Genomic DNA, 24,235 nt, shown 5'->3' on the forward strand with positions numbered 1-24,235 from the left:
ATTCCAAAGGATATGAAGGAACAGATGGCGCCGAACCCAAGTCTCTGCCAGGAACATCCATGCAGGGGCTTGCAAGGGCGTCAGACGTTTCCCTCTCCCTGAGAACGATTATCACTTATTACTTTCATGAACGTATTACAAGGAGGCACTCAGCAATGGAGTTACAAAAAAAGAAATTATTTAATGAGGAAGGCGATCGCGACTGGGGTAAACGGCGCATGATCGGCGGCAACACGACGAACCTCATTGAACTGAATAACGTTAAATACGACTGGGCTACCAAGATGTACCGCACAATGATGAACAACTTCTGGATTCCAGAGGAAATCCCTCTCTCCCAGGATGCGAAAGACTACAAAAACCTGTCGCTCTCAGAGCGCAACAGTTACGATAAAATCATCAGCTTCCTGATCTTCCTCGATTCGCTGCAGACAGCGAATCTGCCGAACGTAAACGAGTATATTACGGCTCCAGAGGTGAACCTCTGTCTTACCGTGCATACGTTCCAAGAAGCTGTTCACAGCCAATCCTACTCCTATATTCTCGACAGTGTATGCCAAGCAGATGTTCGGGATCAAATCTATAACCTGTGGCGCGAAGACAAAAACCTGCTGAAACGGAATCGTTTCATTACGGACCTGTATGAAAACTTCATCGCTGAGCCTTCGTCCCAGAACCTGATCAAGACGATTATGGCGAACTATATTCTCGAAGGCATTTACTTCTACAGCGGCTTCAGCTTCTTCTATGCCCTGGGTCGTCAAGGTAAAATGCTCGGTACGGTTTCAGAAATCAAATATATCCAGCGTGATGAGCTTACGCATCTCGCTTTATTCCAAGGCATCTTCCGTGAGGTCCGCAAAGAAAATCCGGAATTGTTTACACCGGTGCTGATTGAAGATCTTCGCCAAATGATGCGCACAGCAGTTGAGCATGAGATCGAGTGGGGTCAGTACATTACGAACAACCAAATTCCGGGTATTACAAACGAAATTATCGACCAATACATCAAGTTCCTCTCCAATGAGCGTTTGAAGAAGCTTAACCTGGATATCCTATATCCGGAAGTTGTTGAACATCCAATGAAATGGGTCGAGAGCTTCAGCAACATGAACGGAATGAAAACAGACTTCTTCGAGCAAAAGGTAACTAACTATAGTAAATCCTCCAATTTGAACTGGGGCGACCTGTAAGACCTTCAGTCCAAATGAATTGCATACGTACGAAGAAACAGCTGACACTGGTTCATAAACCAACTCCCCTGCGGTAGTTGGTTTTTTTGTTCCGGGAAAAGGTTCTAATTTCATCCCAAACCGCTCATTTGCCTATGACTTTTGAATGAAATCCTTCAAAATGGTTGTCATATCAGGAATGTGTAGGTATAATCATCAAGCAAACATATGTTTGCTTATGGGACGGATATCATCATAAAAAGCTAAGCACTTGCTTACGAAGTAAGTTTTTGCTTGATCAGCCGATTCATCGGCACGATGAGGTAAAACCCCGCAAAAACTTTTAGGAGGAATCATTATCAAAGGCTCTACACATCTTGCCATTGGGGCTGCGATCGGCGTGGCTTCCGCGGCTTATTATCCGTTTACCTTTCAAAACGCTGCCTTATACATAACGGTTGCTTCCTTCTCAGCCTTGAGTGCAGATCTCGATGGAACAAGCATGCTCAGCAGCAAGATCAATAAAGTTTCTAAGCTGCTTAGAGAGCTCCTGCTTTGGGGCGGTATTTTGCTTGCTGCAGCTGTTGTATACTTGTATTTTGCACGTGATTACTTCAATGTAAATTTAAGTGCAGTTGCGGTCATGGGTTTCCTGATCGGCTTTATTACGAAGGAAGGCGTAATGCGCAATGCCCTGGTCAGTGCTGTGGGTGCTGCAATTATCGGTGCCGGCTGGTACTGGCAGCTGAACTGGTTAATGGGCTTTGGTTTATTCATTGCGTGGGCGCCTTGGCTCAATCACAGAGGAATGACTCATACGGTATGGGCAATCGTGATCTGGGGCACAATTGGGTATGGGCTTGAGAATCAAATTCATGTAGACGGCGTCATGATTGTGTCTGTTATCGGATATGCCTCCCATTTGGTTGCCGATACGCTGACACCGGCAGGTGTCAAATGGTTCTATCCGATCAGCAAGAAATCCATAAAAATATAAATTCCTATTGATTGATTTTAATCCCTCTCTCATTTTAACGTGATACAATAGATGTACTGGACAGCATCAATGTTCGGTTGCGGACGGGGAACAAGCTGGACTTAAGTCCGGCACACAAACTAGACTGCAGCCAATTAATCTGCAATCCCTCTCCCAGTTACAATAAGTGTAGAACGTTTGAACGGGGGATTAAATCATGTCTGAAGACATACTCATTTTAAATGCGGTGCTTGCTGTATCTTTTTTATTAATTGCCTTATTTGCCGGTCATGTTGCTGGCAGCCTTGCTTATTGCAAAACCATTGTCAGCATGCGCCGCTATGCAAAGGTGAATGGCTCCTTGCTTGCTCTGATCGGACTGCTGGGAGTAGCTAAATTAACCATCCTTATCTACTTAAACTACTTAAACACGTACAGCATGCTTGCTGCCTGGGAGAATCTGCTGTTATTTGCGCTTTTGATTGCCCTTCCGGCAATTACCGTTGCCATATTCTCGATACCCCGCCTATTGGAAATCATTCATTTGCAACCTAATCGCGAATATGAACCGGCCAATCGCACGAAACGCCGCAGCGCATCTGAAGTGGCTCTGGTCGTACCTATTCAGGTGATGAAGATCGGTTCTCTGCTGTATGCTTATCAGAACCTCTATTCTCTGCCGATATCGTTTCGGAGCGAGCTTGTAACAGTCGCATTCGTTATTCTTCTCACCGCGGCAGTATTAGCTTGGAGGCAGAGCATCAGGCGAAGACATATACACAGAGATGACGGTACCTCGGTCTATCACTGGCTGAAACGAGTCAGCGTGTATGCGACAGCCGTCATTGTGCTATCGGTCAGTGTCATGCATACAGTCTCTTATGTGAAATTGAATAGTGAAATCGCCTACTCAAGCGAGCATAACAACGGTGCAAACATTAAGCATATATCCATAGATTCAAGTCGTCCGCTCGATCATGGATGGATCAAGATCGATCATTAATAGAAATACCCGCAACTTAAATGGCTGACCCTTTCGTTGTTTGAATGAAAGGGTCAGCCATTTAGGTTCATACCGTATTAAGCACCATTCTTGCGGGCGTAATAAACAGGCCAATAATCATCTTCAATAGATATGCAATCTCTTGCGCTATCCCAAATATACACCCAACCGTGCTGCTCAGGGACATCAAGATCCGTTACCCACACCCGATGATAATCATTACTTTCTTCAATCCCTAAAAACCCTTCAAGCTCATCCATATGAATCAATCCGGGTGCATCCACCTCAATCCACAGCCCTCTTACCGAGCGGTTGTTCAACGCAGCTTCCTGGTCGCGAAGCAGTGCGGGATATGGCCCGTAGTCTACGAGCCTGCCCGCAATCCGCCCCGGTCTGGAGGCCAGAATAGATGCTGAAACCACTTCATGGTTACTGTGGCCCGGCAGCAATGAGCCATAAATAAATACGGTATGCCGGCTGGCTTTCATGATAGATGACTCCCTTCTCGCCGATTATGCGGTCTGGCTGCGAAGCCTGTACCAATGCTCGAACAGATTAGCCGGGATCGGCTTCGTAAAATAAAATCCTTGCGCTTCTTCGCAATTACGCTCACGAAGGAACTGTATCTGTTCATCATTTTCCACACCCTCTGCCGTTACCTTCAGCTTCAGATGTTTCGCCATTGAGGTTATCGTTGTAACGATCGCAGCATCGCTCCCATTCTCGGACAATTCGCTGACGAAGGAACGATCGATCTTTAGTTTATCGATCGGGAATTTCTTCAAATAAACAAGTGAGCTGTAACCCGTGCCAAAATCATCAATACTAATTTGAACGCCGAGCTTCTTCAAGCTGGCAAGCGTCTCTGTAGCAAACTCAACGTCACTTGTCATACTTTCCGTGATTTCCAGTTCCAGATAGCGGGGCTCCATGCCTGTTTGCTCTAAGATGCTGCGGATACGTTCTGCCAGCTGGTGCTGGCGAAACTGCCGCATTGACAGGTTAACCGACATCATCATAGGCGGCAGACCGACGTCCTGCCAGGCTTTGTTCTGCTTGCAAGCAGCACGGAGCACCCATTCCCCGAGCGGCAGAATAAGACCATTTTCTTCCGTCAGCGGAATGAATTCACCCGGCGGCAGAAGACCCCGCTGCGGATGATGCCAACGGACCAGCGCTTCAACTCCGACAACCTTGCCGCTTTGTAAATTTACGAGCGGCTGGTAAGTCAGCATGAATTGTTCCTGCTCCAGCGCCCGGCGAAGATCGCTTTCAAGACGCAGCCGGTCATGAGCTTTCATATTCATATCCGGTGTATAGCTGGAGAACTCGTTACGATGAACCTTTGCGCTGTACATCGCCGTATCGGCATTTTTGAGCAGCAGGTCGACGCTCTCCCCATCTTGAGGATAGAAGGAAATCCCTAAGCTGATCGTGACGTGATACTCCGCTTCACCAAGCACAAACGGTGCATCGAACAGGCCCATTAACGATTCAGCATGTTTCTGGGCTGTTACCTGATCCGTGTCTCCGATCTCAGGAAGCAGGACAACAAATTCATCTCCGCCCATTCGGAATAATCGATCCGGCTTGCCTACAGCATGGCGCAGACGCTGGGAAACGGCCTGCAGCATTTGATCGCCGAACGTATGCCCAAGTGCGTCGTTGATTGTTTTGAAGCGATCGATGTCAAGCAGGAAAATAGCCAGCCGGCTGCTTTGCTGCTTCGCCCGCTGCATCTCTGAATTCAGCCGTTCGGTCAGCAGGCGGCGGTTCGAAAGACCCGTCAGCTCATCGTGGTAAGCTAAGAAGTTGATGCGGGACTCGGCACGCTTCTGTTCCTTGAAAGGCTCTTCTATGGTAACGAAATAAATCCCTTTCATTAAGCAATAATACCCGGCCAGCTTGTAGATATGACCGATCATCATATCGGTATCATGCGTACTGCCGCCGAGAATGAATTGAAGATTGGAGAACAAGAAGAATACTAGCGACTGCACGATGGTAAGCAGCGCCTCCGGCTGTTCATTCCGGTTGCGGTACATAATCGTGCCGATCGTAACCATGTAAGCAAACACGATAATCGTCTCTACAGCCGAACGCACATAATGCAAAGGTTCACCTGTCATGAAATAAAGGGGGGGCAAATCCGCAAGCGAGAAATACAGGGCAGCCAGGGCTGCTCCCATCCCAATCGCGACAGTCACAGCCGGGAGCCGTTTACTTGCCGATACCGGCTGATCATTCCTGCGGAAAATGAAGAACAGTCCTACCGAACCGATTAGCTGTCCTGTCGCATCAAATAATTCGGACAGCGAAGTATCGCCGACAAAGCGGAAGAAAGGCATTCCCTCTATGGTGAGCGCATGCAGCATATCGAATAATCCGACAACACTAAACAAAGCGGCAGTATACAGCCGCTGCCTGGAAAGTGACTTGAGGAAGAACAGCCATCCGAGCACAAGCATCGTAAAACTGACAGCGAAGCTTAGAAACTCTACGCCGGAATGGAAAAAAAGATAAATCATGTCCGGTATCATATAGTAAAGCTGAGCATGAAAAATTCGCGATAAAATAAAGCTGATTATGGCGATGGAGGCTGTCCATATCGTTATTTTTTCCGCTCTGTTAATTGACATGGTGTCCCCCTTCAGCAGGAAAGCCGTATGATATCCACGCGCTTTAGTGTGAGGATCATAGATGTAGGTATGCTAACTTGGAGGCTGAAGCACGATGCCTGCCCCAGCAAGGCCATTTCGCAGCGCGGCAGCGAATTGGCCTGCATGCTCCCCGTCTCCATGAAGGCAAACCGTCTCGGCCGTGATTGCGGCCTCTTCCCCTTCAAGCGTCCTGACCTTGTTATGCTTCAGCATATAAAGCGTCTGCTGCAGGGCGGCTTCAGGTGAAGACAAGACTGCGCCCGGTGACCTTCTAGGCGCCAGCTGTCCGCCTCTTATATATGCTCTATCGGCAAAAACTTCCGATACTTTACTCAAGCCCTGCTTCTGCGCTTCAGCAAGCAGCAAACTTCCGGATTGCCCGTAAATTTTTAGCTGTGAATCATAGGCTCTGACAGCTTGAACGAAGGCTTCGGCGATCGAAGCTTGCCCGCCGGCCATATGATAAAGCGCACCATGGGGTTTTACATGCTTAAGCTTACTGCCGGATGCTCTGACAAAAGCATCGAGCGCACCAATCTGGTAAAGCGTGATCTCATAAACCTCTGACGGGCTAAGCGCAATCTCACGCCGGCCGAACCCCAGCCGATCCGGCAATCCCGGATGTGCGCCGACTGCCACGCCGGCCTGAACAGCACGGCTGACCGCTTCCCGGATTGTATGGGGATCTCCAGCATGGAAGCCGCAGGCAATATTGACCGACGTCACATAGTTCAGAAGCGTCTCATCCTGTCCGAACGTATAAGCCCCGTAGCCTTCCCCAAAATCACAGTTCAAATCGATTGAACGGGATATTCCATCGTTTCCTGTATGTATCATAGCGTTTAGTCTGGCGCTCCTATCGTTGTATATAGTCCTGCATCCAGTTCGTATACTCTTAAAGTTCGATTGGCTTGCGGATGGAAATAGCGGCTGCCTGCATCCGCATTTGCTGCTCGAGGGCGATGTACAACCGCTGAGCCTCCGCATGCGTCACGAGGGTGAAGCGGACGGTATCGCCCGGCTTCACCTGAGCAAGCAGCGGCAGGTCCGCGGAAATGACATGCGCGAGCTTGGGGTAGCCGCCGGTCGTTTGGCAATCGGCGGCCAGAATGATGGGCGTTCCGCCGGCAGGCACTTGAATCGTGCCGGGGATGACGCCATGCGACAGCAGTTCTGTGCTGTCGCTGATTGGAAGCAGGGGGCCATCGAGGCGGACCCCCATGCGGTCGGATGCAGGAGCAACGCGGTAGCGCTCCTGCATCAGCGCCGTACGGGCCGCTTCGCGGAACTGCCCGTACTCGGCGCCCGGCATCACGCGAAGCCGGATGCCGGAGCTGGCACCGCTGCCATAGGCGAGCGGCGGTGCGAACCAGCCCGGGGCCGCAAAGCTGCGGCGGCCCCCGGGCTGCGCGGCGGCACGCGCGGCGAGCTGTGCGCGCCAAGCGGCCGCCCAGGGCGGCCATGCCGCTGCCGCGCCGCTAGGCGCAGGCGCGGCGGCGGCCGGCGCCGATGCGCCGCCGCAGGGCAGCGCATCGCCTGCCTGCAGCGCGCGTCCACCCACACCGCCAATGCGTGCGCGCGTGTCCGTGCTGCGGCTGCCCAGCGCCGGCAGGGCGGCGATGCCGCCGGCTACCGCGATATACGCGCGGCAGCCGCTGAGCGCAGCGCCGAAGCTGAGCTGCGCGCCCGCAGCCACCCAAACGGGCCGCCACATCGGCAGCTCCTCCCCATCGATGAGGGGCGACATATAAGCCCCGCACACTGCAAGGAGCAGATCCCGCTCGGCCCGTAGTTCCGGTCCTACCAGCGTCAGCTCTAGGCCTGCCGCTCCCTCTTCATTGCCGACAAGCAAATTCGCAGTCCGCAGTGCATAACGATCCATGGCTCCCCCCTCGGGAATGCCATCCTTACGCCAGCCGGGCCGTCCTAAGTCCTGGACTGTCGTGAACAAGCCCGGCTTCTTCACCAGTAAACCCATCTACGTCTCTCCCCATTTCTTCATCCGCTGCGTATCAATCGGAACGAATCGCAGACGGTCGCCTGCCTGCAGCAGGGAAGGCTGTTCCCGCTGTGAATCAAAGAGAAGAATCGGAGTTCGACCGATGATCTGCCATCCCCCTGGCGTTGCAAGCGGATAGATGCCGGTTTGACCGCCTGCGATGCCCACCGAGCCGGCCGGAACGTAACTGCGGGGTGATGATCGGCGGGGCTGGGACAGCTCCTGAGGCAAGCCGGTTAAATAGGGAAATCCCGGCATAAATCCAATCATCGCAACCAGATAATGACCGCCTGCATGCCGCGCGGCAAAATCAGCTTCACTGAGCCCCGCTCGTTCACTGGCTTCCTTAAGATCCGGACCGTACTCCCCGCCATAACATACGGGTACGTCAACGACCCGCGCTTCGTTCATTGCGGGATCTCCTGTATAATGATTAAGCAGGGCTTGAACGTACACAGCAGCTCTCTCGTAAGGAAGAGCATCTCCGCCTTGCTGCAGCTCTTCACTGCTTCTGTACCTTAGCAGCCTAAGCGGGTCATAAACGACCGTAACCGTGCTGTAAGCTGGAATCACATCGATGATCCATGATTGATCCGCCGCCCGCAGCCTGTCGGCCAAATCAGCTGTGAACCGCCAAAGAGACTTCTCCGGGGAAGCTGACAATCGTATCGAAAGCGCCCGATCACCCAGAGGGGATATGGACATGCCTATTCCATGGATTGGATTCACAAAATTCCCCTTCTTTTACACAAAAACGAATGTAAATATATGTTATGGAAGCTTATTCCGTGCTGAACGAATCAATACTAGTTTGTACCATTGCAGGCCTCTTGTCCAGCCTCTTTATCCCGCTTTTCCAAAACTTTTCCCGACCCATAATCGTCATTGCAGCAGGAGGATAAATTTCTATGCTAACCGCCAACAAATTAGGGAAAAAATATAAAAATAGATGGGCGCTGGAACCTCTTGAGCTGGAGCTTGAGCGGGGGATGCACGGGCTGCTCGGACCTAACGGCGCTGGCAAGTCAACCCTGATGCGGTTACTCGCAGGCCTGCTCGTACCGACTACCGGAGATGCCACCCTTCACGGCAGTTCCGTTCGGAGCGGCAGCGGGGTCAGGAGGCAAATCGGCTACGTCCCGCAGACCTTTCAATTATTCCCTCAGCTTACAGCAAGACAATGGCTTCTCCATGTCGCCCACCTTAAACGGATCGGAACCCGTCAAGAGCGCGAGGCCGAGACCGCCCGGCTGCTGCGCGCCGTTCATCTGGAGGCCAAAGCGGATCTCCCTGCCCGTACCTATTCCAATGGAATGATTAAACGGCTCGGTATCGCACAGGCGCTTGTCGGCAGTCCCCAAATTGTCATCGTCGATGAGCCCGCCGCAGGACTGGATCCTGAAGAACGGGTCCGCCTTCGCAATGTGCTGGCTGAGCTTGCCTACTCCAGCGTTGTGCTGTTCTCGACCCATGTACTCAGCGATGTGGATATGAGCTGCAATAATGTGATTGTTCTCGGCGGCGGGAAGCTTCGATATAAGGGACAGCTTGCCGGACTCGCTGAGTATGCGGCCGGCAAGCTGTGGGAGTGGGAAGCTTCGGAGCATGAATGGCGGGCCATAGCAGCAGAGCAGCTGCTTACTGCACGCCGTACGAAGGACGGTATCCGCTGCAGAATGATTGCGGATCATCCTCCAAATCCCTATGCGCAGGCAGTAATCCCCACGATGGAGGACGGGTATTTGACTCTAATCAGCCAGTTAACAAGCGGTGCACATCGATGAGAACGTTCTTTTTGCAGCTGTTCTTAGAGCTGCGGCTGCTTTATAAAATGCGCTGGCCTCTGCTGCTCCCGCTTCCGGCCGGAGCATGGATGCTGCTGCAGTGCATCAGCATCAGCGACTCTCCGCTCACGGACATCAATCTGTTCGCTGTTGACGCACACAAAATGCTGATGATCCTGCTGCCCGCAGTTCCGATCCTGCTCGGGGTGCTGCTCATTCGACGCGACGCTTTGAACGCTTCTTATGAATGGATGCTTGGCCTCCCGATCCCGAATGCGGTTATTATTGCGAGCAAATGGACGGCTGCTTTTCTCTACGCAAGTTTATTTACAATCTTCCTGCAGGCTGTTTATGTCCTGATCGCTTGGCAGCAGGACCAATTTCCGGCCTCCTTGATATGGAATACCGTCATCTATTATTCCATCTTTTATGAGATGTCCTTTGCCGCTTCGGCAGCGCTTGGAATCGTGCTTGGCGCATTAATGCCCCTGCGGTTCTCGCTTGCGATCGGCTTCTGCGGATGGGTATTCGGCACGCTGTTCCTGCCGGGTCTCCTTGTCAGGAGCCTGGGGTTGTATCCGCTCAAGGCGTTCAGTCTCAATCACTTCTTAGATGAAATAAATGACTTTACCTGGACATCTTCACTCAATGACCATGAATATTTGCTTATGCAGGTATTCGTCGCTTCGTTCAGCTTGTTCATGCTTGCCGCAGCCAATGCGCTTCTCGCGCGTGTAAGACCGGTCAACAGCCCCCGGCTTCCGCTTGTTATGATGTGTCTTACCCTGGTCCTATCCGCTGCCGCTTACATACCTTACGGTAAACTGTGGCTGGACCGGTTCGATAGCCTTCACCGCATGGAGGCGGCTGCTCCCCAGCCGAACACAGCACAGCAGCAGGAGCTGTATACCTTCAAGATGGAGAGCATGAGACTGGATATGACCCGGCTGCCGGATAATAACCTCTACATGAAAGCCGAGGTCACTCTTCCTACCAGGGATGGGCTGCTCATTCCGGCTGCCTCCGGCATTCAGCGGGTGAAAGAGCATTTTCCCGGTCAAGTTTCCTTCCTGCTTGATCCCGGACTTCAGATGGATTCACTCACTGTAGATGGTAATTCGGTTCCTTGGAAGCGTTCAGGAGACTTTATTTCCTTCCCCATAGATTCGCTTTCAAGCACGAGTGACAGGCATCGCATTGCCTTCATCTATGGAGGTGTAATTAACCAATGGAAGCTGCGTTATAACTCAGAATCCTATGCCGCTTTCGTACATGACGGCTCTGCCTTGCTTCCAGGATTTGCCGGCTGGTTCCCTCTTCCCGGTGGATATAGTCTGCTTACAGACAAGGAAGCACTGGTTTCCAGAGCGGATCTTACCGAGAATTTGCGAGCCGATTTCAATCTTACCTTAAGAGGTTTCGACGGGCCTTTATATGCATCCCTCGAGGCCGCTCCCGATGATCAAGCAGATATCCGTCATTTCATCGGGCATTCGGTGGCGGCACCAACGCTGTTTGGCGGTCCATTCAGCAGCGTAACGCGTCCTGATGAACCGATTACTATCATTACGACGCCGGGCAACAAGAAGGAAAGCCGGCTGTTCCTGGAAAGCCTGCACGAAAAACGGCTGTACTTCGAGTCCTGGAGCAAGCAGCGTCTGGATACGATTAAGCAAATCGCCTATATTTCGAATATCGATCAATTATCCGGGTTGTCTGGTCAGAACCTGTATGTATCCGGCCATACGGTCTTCGTGAACTCCATGCGTTATCAGACGATCACGGGTGACGAGCCTTCAATTCTAAGTCAGCTGTTGTTTGGAGATACGGTCAATTCTTTCGAGCATGTTAATGAATGGAATGATTATACTAATCCCTATGACAGCTATTCGATGGTACAGGAAATCCGCATGGCCATCCTTAATCTGCCGCAAATCGAACAAATGGCTCCCTTTGATTCATCTTTCCTGATTCCTCTGAACAGCGATGCTGCGCCTGCCGCCGTTTCGATGCAGAAAATGATCAACAATGCCTTCATCAACGGGCAGGGAGATATAGTGAAACGGGTCCTGCTTCATTTTCTGAAACAAGGGTTATTCATCAAGGACCGGTATTCAAATCTGATCTATTTGAATGGCGAGGCTTCGAGGCAGGCGCGTTACATCTATCCAGTCATCACCTGGAGGGATTGGCTTCAAGTATGGAATGAAGAAAAGGCAGGTGAAAACGAATGAGCGATGAAGAATTGCTGAAAGGAATGGCTGCAGGGGATCAAGCAAGCTTCGAGGCTTTGATTCACCGATACCACGCCCCCTTATCCGGATTCTTACAACGACAGCTGCACGACAGCGGTAAAGCAGAGGATTTTGTACAGGAAACATTCCTGCGGCTGATCAAACAGCTTCGGGATAAGCGCACCCCGGATAATGTTCAGGCATGGCTGTACCGGGTTTCATTAAATATGTGCCGTGATTATTGGAAAAGCGCTCAGTTTCGAACGGATCAATTCCCGCTCGCAGAGCCGCCGGACCAGAGGGATGTCAGCCCCTCGGTCGTTGAACTGGCCGAGCGTCAGGAAACGCGCAAAGAAATTCAGCAATCGCTCGAATCGCTCCCTGAGGTGCAGCGGGAAATCATCACCCTGCGTTTCTATCAAGACCTGAAGCTTCAGGACATTGCGGATATTGTCAGCTTGCCCCTAGGCTCTGTCAAAACCCATTTGTATAATGGACTTCGAAAGCTGAAGTCACGGCTCCGTCCCGAGAAGGGCGATTCAGATATTCGTAAAGGAGGCAAACAACATGAGCATTCCCCACGATGATGAAATAAAGCAGCTTGAACAAGAGCTTCGCCAGCCGTTATCGCAGATGATAACGAATCCGATTTCATCGCAGCAGACAGCTGTGCTGATTCATGCGCTGCAGCCGGCTTTTGACGGACTGCGGGAAGCAGGTGAAGAAGAACGGTTCTCGCTCAGACAGGCGCCTCCTGTCAAACGACCCTCTTTACTGCGACTCATTCATTCGCAGCTCTCCTCCTATTCCAGAGTTTACTGGGTCGCGAGCCTGTTGATCTTTGGGATGCTGATGCTGTTATTGCCGACGAATGAATATGTCCCCTATACCTCTGTCGGACAGACTTTCACCTTCGTGCTGCCTGCCCTGCTTCTTGCCTCTCTGGCCTACAGCTTCAGGTCATGGAACAAAGAAATGCGGATGATCGAGAGCATCACGCCTTATCCGCCGGCGCTGCTGCTGATCGTCCGGACGATGATTGTGATCGGACTTAATTTAGTGTTCGGTATCGTCGGCTCCATTTACATGAACATGCAGGTTCGCGCCTTCCCGCTTCTGCCATTTATGCTGCAGTGGCTGTCCATTCTGCTGCTTGTCAGCGGAGTTACCGCTTATGTGCTGATGTGGAAAGGGTTTAAAGCCGCCTTTGCCTGCTCCGCTTTCTTATGGCTAATTTGGAACGGAGTCGATCAGCGGTATTTGGCTTCAGGAGAGCTTTCGAATTCAAATGATGCCCATATCATCTATATAAGCGCGCTGTTTGCCGGTGCTGCGCTGCTTATGCTTGCTTACAAGAAAAGCTTCGGAAGACGTTTGCTGCCTTAGAGAGGAGGAAATAGCCGGTGCTGGAGCTGCAGCGTGTCATTTGGCGGTCGGCGGGTTCTGACTTCCGGCTCTTCATTCCCCGCCTGACCGTAAAGTCAGGAATTACTTTAATTGTGGGCCGCAACGGCGCCGGCAAGTCCTCTTTGCTTAAGCTGATGGCCACGGCCCAATTTCCGCTGGAAGGCGATATTCGCTATGACGGAATGACGACAAGCCGCGATCTGGCGGTCATTCGCTCGTCGATCGGCTTTGTGCCTACCGGCGCGGAACTATACGAGGAAATGAAAGCTGCCAAGCTGCTTCGTTATTTGGCGGAGCTGAAGGGCAATACGAACCCGGCTCAGCTTGATCAGCTTATGGACAGCTTTCATCTGGCCCCGTACAAGAACGATAAAATCAAATCGCTTGCGCAGGGGGTCAGGCAGCGGATCGCACTTGCCCAAGCTTGGATCGGCAGCCCGTCCTTTCTCTTCATGGATGAGCCGCTAAATGCACTTGATTCCTTGGAGCGTCTTCATTTCATTCGATATGTGGCGGCCAATGCGAGAAATCGGACCGTCGTCATATCCACGCATGAATTGAACGAATGGGAAGCTTGGGCTGATCGGATATTATGGCTCGATGAAGGCCGTCCGCTCTTCCATGGCACGATAGCGGAATGGGGTGAGGATCTCCCTCTGTCTGTATGGGAGGGCAGGATTGATATCAAGGATTATCATCATCTGAATCCGGAACATGTCCTTCATGTAAGAGAGGATAATCTTGCCTATGTCGTGCGGTATCTGGGAAGCGAGCCGCCCGGATCACAGTTCATAAGACAATCACCTACCCTTGAAGATGCTTATTTCATTCGCTGCAGGAGCCATCCTACACTTCTTAACAGCATCTGATTCATTATCCATAAACACCTGATACGGACCGGCGCTGCTCGCGTAAATACCGGTTTCCCTCTCGGGTGTTTTTTTAATTTGGTATTTGTTGCAAAATACTGCATTCGACATTACAATCGAAACAGACTGGTTTCGACAAATTATGTGACATCCACTTCATAAGGAGGTTCGCGCAATTGGATACTTATTTACTGGCAGAGCTGACGGTTACCCACAACGGAATTAGCGTGAAGCTTGACTATACCCAAGCCCAGCTCGTCGTTGTCACGGACACAGGGTATCGGCTTTGGTACATAGATATTGATGGTATTACGCAGTCTTCATTGCTTCACATGTTTAATGAGAGCGAGGATATCCGCGTTGATCTGACCGGCCTGACAAGAGACGGTCAATCGTTTGCCGCTGTCGGCTACTTTCATCCGAATGTCATGCATCAAGCCGCAGCCATTCGCGGAGATGGTGAATTGCAAGGATTTTAAGAATCAGAGAATGGGAGAACTGATTCATGTTCGCAATCCGTTTATTGGGGGGGAAGCTCAACTTGACAAGAACAGAGATTTTGCACAAAAGGAATAAACTGCTAGTCACGCTGATCTGGTGCTTTCTGGGATTGGGGCTCGTGGGGGATTTGACAACGAATACCAGCATGGATTCGATTATGGCCCTCGTGTATGCGGGCCTGGCAACAGCCGGAACGATGACGGTTCTCGTCCTGCGCCGCTGGCTGATCGATTATATCATGTACCTGATTGTCATTAGCGTCGCTGTCATTACTTACGTACTCGTCGGAACGGGACCGATTCTAACCACCTATCTGATGGTTTATATCAGCCTCGGCCTTGCCTCGCTGTACAACGATTACCGCCCTATCCTGCTCTCAAGCGTGCTCGGCATCATTTTTACCAATTGGTTCTGGGCCAGCTACCGCCAAGAAATGTTTGGCGGATTTGCAGATGACAGCATTATTTCCTTTAATATGTTCTTCGGCCTTACAGCTGCTGCGATGTTAACCTCTTCTGTATTTGGCCAACGCCTCCAAAACGAGGTGCTGCGCCAGCAAAACGAAACCTCAATCGCTAATGAGAAGTCCGGGCGCATGCTGAAGCAAGTTCATTCCTCCATTCTCGTATTGGATGAGTTCAGCTCCGACCTGAGAGACAATACGCAGACCACGCAGCAAATTTCGCATGAAATGACAGCCTCGTTCTCCGAAATGACCGTCAGCATTGAATCGCAAACTCGGAGTATCAGCGGCATCAGCGGCGCCGTTCAAGAGATGGATCATCATGTGGAGCAGGCAGCGGCAAGCGCAGACGCTCTTCGCGGATTATCGGAATCAACTTCGGGACTCATTACAGCCGGGCGCACAGAAATGACCGTACTGACCGATGAAATGTCCCGTGTAGAAGCCATAATCACTGAAACTGCCTCTCGTATGGATGAGCTTAATGTCCAGAACGAACAGATCAGTGAAATTGTAATCAAGATATCCGGCATTGCCAGCCAAACCAATCTGCTCGCGCTTAATGCGGCTATCGAGGCAGCACGTGCGGGCGAGCATGGCAAAGGCTTCGCCGTCGTGTCCGGTGAGGTCCGTAAGCTCGCCGATACATCCCGCTTGGCCGCCGAGGACATCACTGCGATATTGGAGAGCATCAAAGAACGTACAGCGGAGGTAACTAAACAGGTAACCCTTGGAAAGCAGGCGGCCTTGATCAGCATGGATGTAACAGGCAAGGTTAATCATGCTTTCCGTAATGCGGCAGGTAACACCTCTGAGGTACAGGAGCAGTCCGAAAGTTTAGCCAAACTTGTACAGGAGCTGCAGGGAATAAGTCATCTGGTAGCCTCTGAAATGACTCAAATTGCTGCTGCAACTGAGAAAAACATGGCTTCCGTTCAGCAAATGTTAGCCGGTATAGAGACTCAGGATTCGAAGATCAGCTCGGTTGCGGAGAGCGCCGGCCGCTTGGAATCCTTAACGAAGGAACTGCAGGCCATGAATAAGGAATGATGGAATCCTATACAATCCCCTTACTACCCGGGTTGATCTCTTTCAAATCTTCAACTTAATGATCAAGCGTCAGCCTTTCTTGGCAAAAAAAAAATCCCCTGCGGTCGACAGTATGGCATCTATCCATAAGCTGTGTACCTTAAGGGGATAATGATAGAGCAATATATATGTTCACAACACTAGATGGCGTTTATCGATTTGCCTTTAACCAAAGTGACGTAAATACGCTCGTGATCGACGTCCTCCCCGGCAATTAACTTCAGCAGCTGCTCAGAGGCCAATACTCCCCATTTTCGTTTGGAATAACTGATCGTCGCGAGGGGCGGCTGCATGTAGGAGGAAATTCCGATGTTATCGAACCCGATCAGGTGAATATCCTCGCCAAGCCGAATATTCGTCGTCTTCAAATATTCATGCATCCCGATAGCCATTTCGTCGTTTAAGCAAAACACAGCCGCCGGCCCTGAATATTCTTGTGCGATTTTGAGACGGCAAGCGCTCCTGACGATTTCATAAAGTCGCCTTCGATTTCAATATATTCGATGTCCGGATGGCGGCCGATCGTTTGTTTAACTGCCTGAATACGCTGCCTTGCATCGAACGAGCCTTGCGGCCCTGTCACCACGTACAGCTTGCGATGTCCCAGTTCAATCACATGCTCCATTGCAAGAGTGGCTCCAGCTTTGTTGTCAAGCAGCACTTGATTAATATTCAGGTGGTTTAGATCGCGGTCCATGAGCACTAATTTATGGCCAAGATTCGCATACTTCAGCAGCTCATCACTAGGGAAGGTCTGATCCAGGACGATAGCTCCGTCGAACATGCGCTGCGGAAGCAGCCGATGGGACTGCCTGCCGCTGCAGACGACGAGATCATAACCGCTCTGATTTACTCCTTCTTTCATCCCTTGCAGCAGATCGCCATAGAAGGATCCGCTGAAATCGGTCAAGAAAGCCCCAATGATTTTCGTTTCCTGCTTCTTCAAATTCCGCGCTGCCGCGTTCGGTACGTAGTGCATCTCTTTAGCAATAGCTAATATTCTGGCAGAAGTTTCATCTGTTACTTTCGGGCTTCCGTTGAGCGCATAAGAGACCGTCGATATTGAAACACCCGCTCGTTTGGCAATATCTTTGATATTGGCCATGGTACACGCTCCTTTACTATGACAATTATTTCCTATAAATATAGCATAATTTACTGTTTATATACCCCAAATCTTAACGAAAGAGATTTGGGGGCACATTCGTAATACACTTGTGTGAACGACTTGCTGCGTGTTCGGCATTCGCGGTTTACTTCTGCACAGAGCCTCGGCGCGTGGCGGGGCGATAGGTGTCGGCAGTCAACCGCATGATGCATGCACATCTATACTGGATTTTTACAGCTATTTCGGGCTTTAGATGTACGAATCAGCGCTATACTGGAAATTTCCAGTTATAAATGCCGAATTGAGCTCTAAAAGGTTCATTTGGGGCGATTTAGCTGTATGGAATGCAGTATAGAGACAGTTTTAATCGGATGGAAGTCTTTTTAACTGTACGAATTCCAGTATAGGCTAGGGTGTAACAGGTATCAGATGCTAAAAAGAAAAAAGGGGCTGTCCCAAAAGCCAAAGGCTTTAGGGTTAGCTCCTCAATGTTTGAAAATCTGTAAAAACAAAGAAACCAGCCTGGTACTCCGAACTTTAAAACCACCTTATACTCGCCTTCCCGAACGATAAATAACGATCCGCTTAACAGTATGATTGCGGCAATTACACCCAAACCTGTGAAAACCCAACGTTTATTCATTTTGAAGTTCCTCCCTGCGCTAAAATGGAGGTTCCACCCAACCATCTCAGAAAGGAAGGTTTCTATGTAACATTCAATATGCCATGGACCAACTTACTCTGCCGATGGATCTATCGGAAGATATCCCCGAAAGCCACCTCGTTCGTGTTGTGAACGCGGCTCTCGGTTCGGAGGGCGATCGAGCCGGAGAGTGTATTTGGACAACTGAAGAACAACCGGGGATTCCAGCGGTTCCTGCTTCGCGGGTTGCCAAAAGTAAGCCAAGAAATCAGGTGGCTTTCGCTTGCCTATAGTCTGCTGAAAAAAGCAGCAATCGACCAAACGGGAAGGAGCAGAAATAACGTCTGCCCCTTCCCGGGTTTGTTTATTTATTCAACTGCGCAAAGGTAAACCTAACTTACTTTCGAGGGCAGCTCCCTCAACTTAAGGTATTCCCTCACTCTTTACTGTACTGTAATCCCTTTGAAGAATAGATCAAAAGTAAGCGCCATCTGATCGGTTATCGGATCATCCTGATCATCCATTGACCATACGATCAAGGCTCCGAAATACGTCTGAAGAGAAAGCTGTGCGATCATGGCCGCAGGCATATCCTTCCGCAGCTCCCCGTTCTCCTGTCCCTGCTCAATAAGCGGAATAAGCACATTCATAAGCTCATTAAGTAATTTGTTATGTCTCTCAAGAGCTGGCCCGCTTCTGAAAATCGCCTGAAAAAGCGCGCGGGTCACCGGTTTGTTAAGAGGAAACTGCTGCACAAGCGAGAATACAACCACCTGCATCCGCGGAATCAGCGGTCCCGGCTTGTCCTTGAGCTTCACGATTTCATTCATGACGAATACCCCCTGCAGATCACAGATGAGCTCATCCTTGGACGTGAAATAGTTGAAAAAAGTTCCTTTGGCAACGCCCGCGAGCTTCGCAATCTGTTCGATGGTTGTCGTCTCGAAGCCCTGCTCGGCAAACAAAGAGAGCGCGGCTTCTTTGATCCGTATTCGTGTTTGTTCCTTCTTCTGCTCGCGCTTCATTCGGATAATTCCCACCTTTTCTCCGCTGTCAGCCGTTCCTTTTTAATTTCATTTTAGCATAGGGACGGCCCGCTCGTAAATATAATATGACCGCCAGTATAATATTAAACCAATAATCGACAGACTGATTTCCTGAACGCAAGACTTACTTTGTTTGTTCAACAAAAATTCACATAAATAATTATGACCACGAGTTCAATATTATTGACTTTTCTGCTGCCGATCGGCTATAACTATTCGTAGATGATTACATTTATTGCAAGGGGAGGAACGACCGATGACGGAACGTTTTATTCGCGGTTTAGCCAAGCTGAAGTGGGTTGTGCTGATTGCCTGGCTTGCTATAGCGGTCGCGGCGATGTTGGGTCTGCCTGATCTGCAGGCCATTGTAAGAAAGACCGAACAGAAGTTCATACCAGCTGATTCCGAATCGGTTGAAGCCAAACAGATCATGGCGCAAATCGATCCCAAGACGACAACCAAATCCAGCGCCATTATTGTCTATTCCCGTGATGCCGGATTAACCGGTCAGGACCATGAATGGCTGAAGGGCAAAGCGGCGGCGCTGTCAGAGCTAGCCGGGAAGGATGGCATCAAATCCGTTCAATCCGCTTACGGGACGCCGGAGCTGGCCACGAAATTCCGCAGTAAAGATGGAACGACTGAAATGGTCATCGTTGGATTTGAGCGTGCAGATAACGATGCGATGACTCTGGAAGCGGTCGATAAACTGGCGGATGATGTGTTAGGCGCTCCCGCTGGCAGCAAAGTATCTCTGACTGGCAGCGCACCGATCGGAAAGGACTTTCAAGAAAGCTCAGAAGAAGGATTAGCAAAGACGGAGCTTCTCACCGTAGGTCTCGTGCTTGTCATTTTGCTTATCGTCTTCCGCTCTCCTATCGCCCCCTTCATACCGCTTATCACCATCGGTATATCTCTGCTCATCACAAGGGGACTCGTGGCATTCGCTACGAACTACGGCATGACGGTCTCTTCCTTTACCGAATCCTTTCTCATCGCCGTGCTGTTCGGGGCCGGGACCGACTACTGCATCCTATTGATTCAGCGATTCCGCGAGGAGCTTAAGTTTACCGACGATAAAGTCGAGGCGCTCGTTCGCACCATGCGCACTGTAGGCAAGACGGTCGCATTCTCGGCCAGTACGGTGTTCGTTGCCTTCTTCTTGATCGGATTCGCCCAATTTGGTCTTTATCAGTCCGCTGTAGGCGTATCGATCGGCGTTGCCGTGACACTTATCGCAGGGATAACGCTCACACCCGCACTGCTGATGATTTTTGGCAAAGACACCTTCTGGCCTTCCAAAGTGAAAAGCGGTCAAGGCCACGGGGAATCGAAGCTTTGGCGCGGCATGGCATCCCTGGCTGCCCGCCGTCCGGTAGCCGTACTGCTCGTTACGGTTATTCTGCTTGCTCCGCTGACTCTGCTGTTCCATGGCAAACGCTCATTCGATGATTTGGCGGAAATCAATCCAAGCTTCGGCTCGGTGCAGGGCTTCCGCCAGGTCGAGCATGCTTTTGGTTCCGGCGAAGTATTCCCTGTATCGATCGCTCTTACCTCCTCGGAATCGATGCGGACACCGGAAGCATTAGCCGCATTGGAATCCGCAAGCGCAAGCTTATCGAAGATTAACGGCGTCAAAGAGGTTCGGAGTGCTGTAAGGCCGCTTGGGGAGAAGCTGGCAGATCTAACTGTCACGAATCAGCTGACGAAAACCGCCGACGCGATCGGTCAGATGAAGTACGGCGTGGATAAGATCGGGAACGGCCTGACTTCCGCCAGCGATTCGATCGTGAATGGTCAAAGCGAAATGAATCAGCTGACGGCAGGCCTGCGCACGATGGCATCCCGAACTAAAGAAGCTAAGCAAGGTCTGGATCACGTTTATCAAGGTCTGCAATCTGCCTCTAATGGCGCTTCGAAGGTGGCCGGGGGACTCTCACAAAGCTCACAGCTGAGCAGCTCAATGGCTGCAGATTTGCAGAAGCTCCTGAAGGCTCATCCTGAACTGAAGGACGATGCGGCCATGAAGCAATTACTCGGCAAGCAGCAGGGACTTACAGACGGGTTGAGCCAGCTGTCCAAGGGGGCTTTAACTGTTGCACAGAGCTTCAAGCAGATTAATCCTTCCGTATCCAAGGTGTCAGGCGGGCTTGGGCAGTTAGCAGAGGGCCAATCGCAAGCAGCCGACGGTACGGCAAAGCTCGGCACCGGCTTATCCCGGCTGACCGCCGGCCTCAAGGATGGAGCCAAAGGACTTACTGATATATCGATGGGCCTTACCTCGGTCAAGGAAGCCGAGCAGGCAATCGGGGACAGCCAAATTCCAGGGTGGAATTTGCCGAAGGCTGCACTGGATAGTCCAGAGCTGCAGCAGGCTCTGGACTACTACATTGCCAAAGATGGCAGGACAGCAAAGCTGGATGTCGTGCTATCTGTCAATCCTTACTCTCCTGAAGCGCTCGTCACGGTTGATCAGCTGCGGAGCATGCTCAAGCAAAGCCTGAACGGATCGGCGATCCGAGCTCCAAAAGTGTATGTCAGCGGCACGAGCGCGCAGATCGAAGAATTGAAGGATATATCACGAAGCGATTTTGTCCGTACAGGATCATTCGTACTGATCGGCATATTCATTGTACTGATGATTCTGCTGCGTTCGATTCTCGCGCCGCTGTACGTGCTGCTTTCACTAGGCTTTAATTACCTGGTTACGATGGGAATAGTCGAGTTTATCTTCGTGAAGCTCGCGGGAAAACCGGGATTATCCTGGAGCGCCTCCTTCTTTGTCTTCCTGATCATCGTAGCGCTGGGCGTTGACTACAGCATCTTCTTAATGGCGCGCTTCAAGGAAGAATATCGCCCGGGCGGAATCTCTTACGCGATGTCCAAAGCGATGTCTACGACGGGCGGCGTTATCATCTCAGCTGCGGTCATTATGGGAGGCACATTCGCAGCTCTTATGTTATCCGGCGTTAATACACTGCTTCAGATAGGTGCGGGTATCGTCATCGGTCTTGTCTTGTACTCCACCGTATTCATGGGACTCGTTGTTCCTGCGCTCGCCAACCTGATCGGTGAAGCGAACTGGTGGCCTTTCCGCAAACGGGAAGCCGTTCAGGTTCAGGATGCAATGGGCAGCCAGGAAGAGAAGTCTCCTCGTCTTGCCAAACAAACCTAATCCGGCTTGAGATTCTGCTTATAGAAGAAGCAGATCCCACACCTAATAAAAGGCTGTTTCCACTCCATACAGATGCGTTTCTAGCATCTGATGCGGAGGGAAACAGCCTTTATTGCTTGTTAACTCTTAATTTCTGCTGCGCTGAGCGTATGAGCCAGCAGCTCAAGCATTTCGATATGCTGGATATACTCAAGGGCACTGCGCGTTTCATCGGAGCCCTGGCCGGATACTTGCTGCTGAATCAAGTCGGTGAATGCGCCCGGATTCCATGCACGCTGCCCTTTCATATGGACAAGCGTATCCCGAATTGCACTATCCGGAAGCTCTCCCAGGATGATGCCGTTTTGCAGCCAGTCGGCTACTTTGGCATTAAGCCTGCTTTTCACAGGATGGGCTCCTGCGCCGTGAAACCAGTAGTTGGCGTTGGAATAATCGCCTTCCATGCGATGCATAATGCCATGCCAGTAACAGCCAGTTGCGTCATCCTCGATCTCCTGCGAATAGGAATGGGACCGGTCAAGGCTGTCATTCAGCAGATGAAGCCCTGCTTTTAGCGCGATGATTTCTTTGCTTCTCTCCAGGCGGGCATCTTCAGGATGAAAAACCATCGTGCTGATCGCCTGTTCCAGCGAAGCATCCCAAACCTGCTCGGGTGCTAAAGACTGAAGGGGTCTGCGTTCTTGAAGCTTCGCAACCATATCCGAAAGCTGCAGCTGAACACTCATTGTGATTCACTCCTTTTATGTACTAAACGTTCGGTTGTTCATCAAGCACGGCCAAGGGCGCATGGAGATGCGAATAAAGAAAAGGAGAATCAAAGCTTGGTGTAGATTATATTAATTTAACCGCTTTTTCTCAACGTGACAATAACTAAAGCAGAAAAAAGCAGAATTCCCCGCAAGGAGGATTCCTGCCTTTACAAGCTGGTGTACAGTCAACTGAGTAAGCTTATGGATTATACAAAGTTTCTGGTGTCATTGTTTCGTCCGAATTTGTAGGCGGCAATTAGGAAGAAGACCGCTGCGAAGGCAAGCAAAACCGCTAAATGAAACCAAATGCCGGATAAACTGCTGCCGGACTGCAGTTTATGGATCGACTGCAGCACCCAGTTCTGCGGCAGGAAATCGGCAACGCGGCGGATGCTGCCTGGCATAACATCAACCGGGAAGAAGCAGCCCGCCAGGAGACAAGTCGGTGTTACAATTAAATTCTGAAGCGCTCCGGCTGCAGCAGTGCTCTTGGCAAAAGCAACAATAACCAGCGAGAGGCTGACCGATGCAAGCGCGAAGAGAGACAGAATGCCAACCATCGTGGCCACCGGTACGCCGGGATCCAGCTTGAAGACGACCGTCATGAAGAACATAGCTGCTACAATCTGCACCATCATGATCATCAGATTCACGATCACATTCGACAGCACATAAGCTCTCGCATTGATCGGTGAAGAAATGATTCTAAAGTAAGTCCGATTCTCCCGGTGCTTGAGCGTAAGCTCTGACAGACTGACAGCAGATGTCATCATGAACATGATCAGAAATCCGATGGACTGATTCGACATATCCTTCGTGCTTGATGTATCATTCACGGTTTGCGCAGTGAGCTTGAAATCGGGCCTGTGATAGCTGTCGTACAGCTGCTTGAACTTCGCCTCGTCACCCCCGGCTATTTTGCCAATAGCCGTCACGTTATCGATATATCCATAGAGCATCGACTTCATATAAGAAGTCACCTGAGCCCCTTTAACCGATTGAATCGTAATATGATCCGGATTACCGCTCCGCACGCTCTGAGAGTAGCCTTCTCCGATCACAAGTCCGCTGTCAAGCTGATTGGAGGCAAGCCGCTCCTTCAGCTCGGCTTCCGTTACATTTGCGATTGTCGTATGAGCCAAGCCTTTCACGAACCCAATGGTATCTGCTGCAAGCATTTCCGAGTGATCCTTGTTCACAACACCGATACGCAGCTCCGTTTGCCCGGGTGATCCATATATAAGTGTAGAAACCAGGATGCCGGCAATCGGAAGCCCGATATACAAGATCAGGCTGGAACGTTTACGAAATGTAGTACGAATCGTACTCCAAACCAGGAACCAAATATCATTCAACA

20 protein-coding genes and 2 pseudogenes are annotated in these 24,235 nt (G+C 50.7%); 12 read left to right on the top strand and 10 right to left on the bottom strand.

The features are described 5' to 3' along the window. Window positions 1-155 precede the first annotated feature (155 nt). From ACFPYJ_RS03270 to ACFPYJ_RS03280, 3 genes are all read left to right on the top strand, one after another. The gene (locus ACFPYJ_RS03270) at window positions 156-1,193 is read left to right on the top strand and encodes a ribonucleotide-diphosphate reductase subunit beta (RefSeq protein WP_379186608.1); all 1,038 of its coding nucleotides are present in this window, start codon (window positions 156-158) and stop codon (window positions 1,191-1,193) included. Window positions 1,194-1,530: 337 nt separating this feature from the next. Beyond that, window positions 1,531-2,169 carry a metal-dependent hydrolase gene (locus ACFPYJ_RS03275; protein ID WP_379186816.1) on the top strand — a complete coding sequence of 213 codons (639 nt, stop codon included), beginning with the start codon at window positions 1,531-1,533 and terminating at the stop codon, window positions 2,167-2,169. Window positions 2,170-2,365: 196 nt separating this feature from the next. After that, window positions 2,366-3,151: a hypothetical protein gene (locus ACFPYJ_RS03280; protein WP_379186609.1), complete on the top strand. Its 786-nt coding sequence runs from the start codon at window positions 2,366-2,368 to the stop codon at window positions 3,149-3,151. 77 nt (window positions 3,152-3,228) lie between these two features. On the opposite strand, the gene ACFPYJ_RS03285 is transcribed toward ACFPYJ_RS03280, so the two are convergent. The 5 genes from ACFPYJ_RS03285 to pxpB all read right to left on the bottom strand — a co-directional run bounded on the left by ACFPYJ_RS03285 (window position 3,229) and on the right by pxpB (window position 8,539). Next, on the bottom strand, window positions 3,229-3,639 hold the full coding sequence (locus tag ACFPYJ_RS03285; RefSeq protein WP_379186610.1) for a gamma-glutamylcyclotransferase family protein: 411 nt from the start codon (window positions 3,637-3,639) through the stop codon (window positions 3,229-3,231). A 24-nt stretch (window positions 3,640-3,663) separates the two neighbouring features. After that, on the bottom strand, window positions 3,664-5,790 hold the full coding sequence (locus ACFPYJ_RS03290; protein ID WP_379186611.1) for a putative bifunctional diguanylate cyclase/phosphodiesterase: 2,127 nt from the start codon (window positions 5,788-5,790) through the stop codon (window positions 3,664-3,666). A 72-nt stretch (window positions 5,791-5,862) separates the two neighbouring features. Then, window positions 5,863-6,648 carry a LamB/YcsF family protein gene (locus tag ACFPYJ_RS03295; RefSeq protein WP_379186612.1) on the bottom strand — a complete coding sequence of 262 codons (786 nt, stop codon included), beginning with the start codon at window positions 6,646-6,648 and terminating at the stop codon, window positions 5,863-5,865. A gap of 58 nt (window positions 6,649-6,706) precedes the next feature. Next, a complete protein-coding gene (locus ACFPYJ_RS03300; RefSeq protein WP_379186613.1) occupies window positions 6,707-7,789 on the bottom strand; it encodes a 5-oxoprolinase subunit C family protein in 1,083 nt (360 codons plus the stop codon). Further along, complete coding sequence (pxpB, locus tag ACFPYJ_RS03305; RefSeq protein ID WP_379186614.1) at window positions 7,790-8,539, bottom strand: 5-oxoprolinase subunit PxpB; 750 nt, start codon at window positions 8,537-8,539, stop codon at window positions 7,790-7,792. Window positions 8,540-8,718: 179 nt separating this feature from the next. Here pxpB and ACFPYJ_RS03310 point away from each other — a divergent pair, with 179 nt between their 5' ends. From ACFPYJ_RS03310 to ACFPYJ_RS03340, 7 genes are all read left to right on the top strand, one after another. Then, window positions 8,719-9,594, top strand: coding sequence for an ATP-binding cassette domain-containing protein (locus ACFPYJ_RS03310; RefSeq protein WP_379186615.1), 876 nt, complete (start codon window positions 8,719-8,721; stop codon window positions 9,592-9,594). After that, on the top strand, window positions 9,591-11,828 hold the full coding sequence (locus tag ACFPYJ_RS03315; protein ID WP_379186616.1) for an ABC transporter permease: 2,238 nt from the start codon (window positions 9,591-9,593) through the stop codon (window positions 11,826-11,828). The genes ACFPYJ_RS03310 and ACFPYJ_RS03315 overlap by 4 nt, the downstream gene beginning before the upstream one ends. Then, a complete protein-coding gene (locus ACFPYJ_RS03320) occupies window positions 11,825-12,415 on the top strand; it encodes an RNA polymerase sigma factor (RefSeq protein WP_379186617.1) in 591 nt (196 codons plus the stop codon). The genes ACFPYJ_RS03315 and ACFPYJ_RS03320 overlap by 4 nt, the downstream gene beginning before the upstream one ends. Next, the gene (locus ACFPYJ_RS03325; protein WP_379186618.1) at window positions 12,396-13,214 is read left to right on the top strand and encodes a hypothetical protein; all 819 of its coding nucleotides are present in this window, start codon (window positions 12,396-12,398) and stop codon (window positions 13,212-13,214) included. Before ACFPYJ_RS03320 ends, ACFPYJ_RS03325 begins: the two co-directional genes overlap by 20 nt. A gap of 17 nt (window positions 13,215-13,231) precedes the next feature. Beyond that, window positions 13,232-14,104 (top strand): ATP-binding cassette domain-containing protein, encoded by an 873-nt coding sequence (locus ACFPYJ_RS03330; RefSeq protein WP_379186619.1) that lies wholly within the window; start codon window positions 13,232-13,234, stop codon window positions 14,102-14,104. A gap of 176 nt (window positions 14,105-14,280) precedes the next feature. Further along, the gene (locus ACFPYJ_RS03335; RefSeq protein ID WP_379186620.1) at window positions 14,281-14,583 is read left to right on the top strand and encodes a hypothetical protein; all 303 of its coding nucleotides are present in this window, start codon (window positions 14,281-14,283) and stop codon (window positions 14,581-14,583) included. A gap of 62 nt (window positions 14,584-14,645) precedes the next feature. Beyond that, entirely contained in the window at window positions 14,646-16,118 is a 1,473-nt protein-coding gene (locus ACFPYJ_RS03340; RefSeq protein WP_379186621.1) for a methyl-accepting chemotaxis protein, read from the top strand. Between the two features lie 179 nt (window positions 16,119-16,297). Here the strand turns inward: ACFPYJ_RS03340 and ACFPYJ_RS03345 are convergent. Together ACFPYJ_RS03345 and ACFPYJ_RS03350 are read right to left on the bottom strand one after the other, a co-directional pair. Further along, window positions 16,298-17,262, bottom strand: a pseudogene (locus tag ACFPYJ_RS03345) (LacI family DNA-binding transcriptional regulator). A 334-nt stretch (window positions 17,263-17,596) separates the two neighbouring features. After that, window positions 17,597-17,908, bottom strand: a complete 312-nt coding sequence (locus ACFPYJ_RS03350; RefSeq protein WP_379186622.1) for a hypothetical protein — start codon at window positions 17,906-17,908, stop codon at window positions 17,597-17,599. A 159-nt stretch (window positions 17,909-18,067) separates the two neighbouring features. On the opposite strand from ACFPYJ_RS03350, the pseudogene ACFPYJ_RS03355 reads away from it, so the two are divergent. Next, window positions 18,068-18,298: pseudogene (locus ACFPYJ_RS03355) on the top strand (transposase); the annotation flags it as partial. Window positions 18,299-18,351: 53 nt separating this feature from the next. Here ACFPYJ_RS03355 and ACFPYJ_RS03360 read toward each other — a convergent pair. Beyond that, complete coding sequence (locus tag ACFPYJ_RS03360; RefSeq protein ID WP_379186623.1) at window positions 18,352-18,933, bottom strand: TetR/AcrR family transcriptional regulator; 582 nt, start codon at window positions 18,931-18,933, stop codon at window positions 18,352-18,354. 277 nt (window positions 18,934-19,210) lie between these two features. On the opposite strand from ACFPYJ_RS03360, the gene ACFPYJ_RS03365 reads away from it, so the two are divergent. After that, entirely contained in the window at window positions 19,211-22,129 is a 2,919-nt protein-coding gene (locus ACFPYJ_RS03365) for an MMPL family transporter (protein WP_379186624.1), read from the top strand. Window positions 22,130-22,248: 119 nt separating this feature from the next. Here ACFPYJ_RS03365 and ACFPYJ_RS03370 read toward each other — a convergent pair whose 3' ends face one another. Together ACFPYJ_RS03370 and ACFPYJ_RS03375 are read right to left on the bottom strand one after the other, a co-directional pair. Further along, window positions 22,249-22,854 (bottom strand): hypothetical protein, encoded by a 606-nt coding sequence (locus ACFPYJ_RS03370; RefSeq protein ID WP_379186625.1) that lies wholly within the window; start codon window positions 22,852-22,854, stop codon window positions 22,249-22,251. A gap of 230 nt (window positions 22,855-23,084) precedes the next feature. Then, window positions 23,085-24,233, bottom strand: coding sequence for an ABC transporter permease (locus tag ACFPYJ_RS03375; protein WP_379186818.1), 1,149 nt, complete (start codon window positions 24,231-24,233; stop codon window positions 23,085-23,087). Window positions 24,234-24,235: the final 2 nt, after the last annotated feature.

The sequence above is a fragment of the Paenibacillus solisilvae genome (assembly GCF_042656405.1).
Taxonomy (GTDB): Bacteria; Bacillota; Bacilli; order Paenibacillales; family Paenibacillaceae; genus Paenibacillus_Z; species Paenibacillus_Z solisilvae.

Bases quoted from the DNA above. Each gene is read 5' to 3' on its own strand.
- ACFPYJ_RS03270 (WP_379186608.1), top strand. From the start codon at position 156: ATGGAGTTACAAAAAAAGAAATTATTTAATGAGGAAGGCGATCGCGAC.
- ACFPYJ_RS03280 (WP_379186609.1), top strand. From the start codon at position 2,366: ATGTCTGAAGACATACTCATTTTAAATGCGGTGCTTGCTGTATCTTTT.
- ACFPYJ_RS03285 (WP_379186610.1), bottom strand. From the start codon at position 3,639: ATGAAAGCCAGCCGGCATACCGTATTTATTTATGGCTCATTGCTGCCG.
- ACFPYJ_RS03290 (WP_379186611.1), bottom strand. From the start codon at position 5,790: ATGTCAATTAACAGAGCGGAAAAAATAACGATATGGACAGCCTCCATC.
- ACFPYJ_RS03295 (WP_379186612.1), bottom strand. From the start codon at position 6,648: ATGATACATACAGGAAACGATGGAATATCCCGTTCAATCGATTTGAAC.
- ACFPYJ_RS03300 (WP_379186613.1), bottom strand. From the start codon at position 7,789: ATGGGTTTACTGGTGAAGAAGCCGGGCTTGTTCACGACAGTCCAGGAC.
- ACFPYJ_RS03310 (WP_379186615.1), top strand. From the start codon at position 8,719: ATGCTAACCGCCAACAAATTAGGGAAAAAATATAAAAATAGATGGGCG.
- ACFPYJ_RS03315 (WP_379186616.1), top strand. From the start codon at position 9,591: ATGAGAACGTTCTTTTTGCAGCTGTTCTTAGAGCTGCGGCTGCTTTAT.
- ACFPYJ_RS03320 (WP_379186617.1), top strand. From the start codon at position 11,825: ATGAGCGATGAAGAATTGCTGAAAGGAATGGCTGCAGGGGATCAAGCA.
- ACFPYJ_RS03325 (WP_379186618.1), top strand. From the start codon at position 12,396: ATGAGCATTCCCCACGATGATGAAATAAAGCAGCTTGAACAAGAGCTT.
- ACFPYJ_RS03350 (WP_379186622.1), bottom strand. From the start codon at position 17,908: ATGAATAAACGTTGGGTTTTCACAGGTTTGGGTGTAATTGCCGCAATC.
- ACFPYJ_RS03360 (WP_379186623.1), bottom strand. From the start codon at position 18,933: ATGAAGCGCGAGCAGAAGAAGGAACAAACACGAATACGGATCAAAGAA.
- ACFPYJ_RS03365 (WP_379186624.1), top strand. From the start codon at position 19,211: ATGACGGAACGTTTTATTCGCGGTTTAGCCAAGCTGAAGTGGGTTGTG.
- ACFPYJ_RS03370 (WP_379186625.1), bottom strand. From the start codon at position 22,854: ATGAGTGTTCAGCTGCAGCTTTCGGATATGGTTGCGAAGCTTCAAGAA.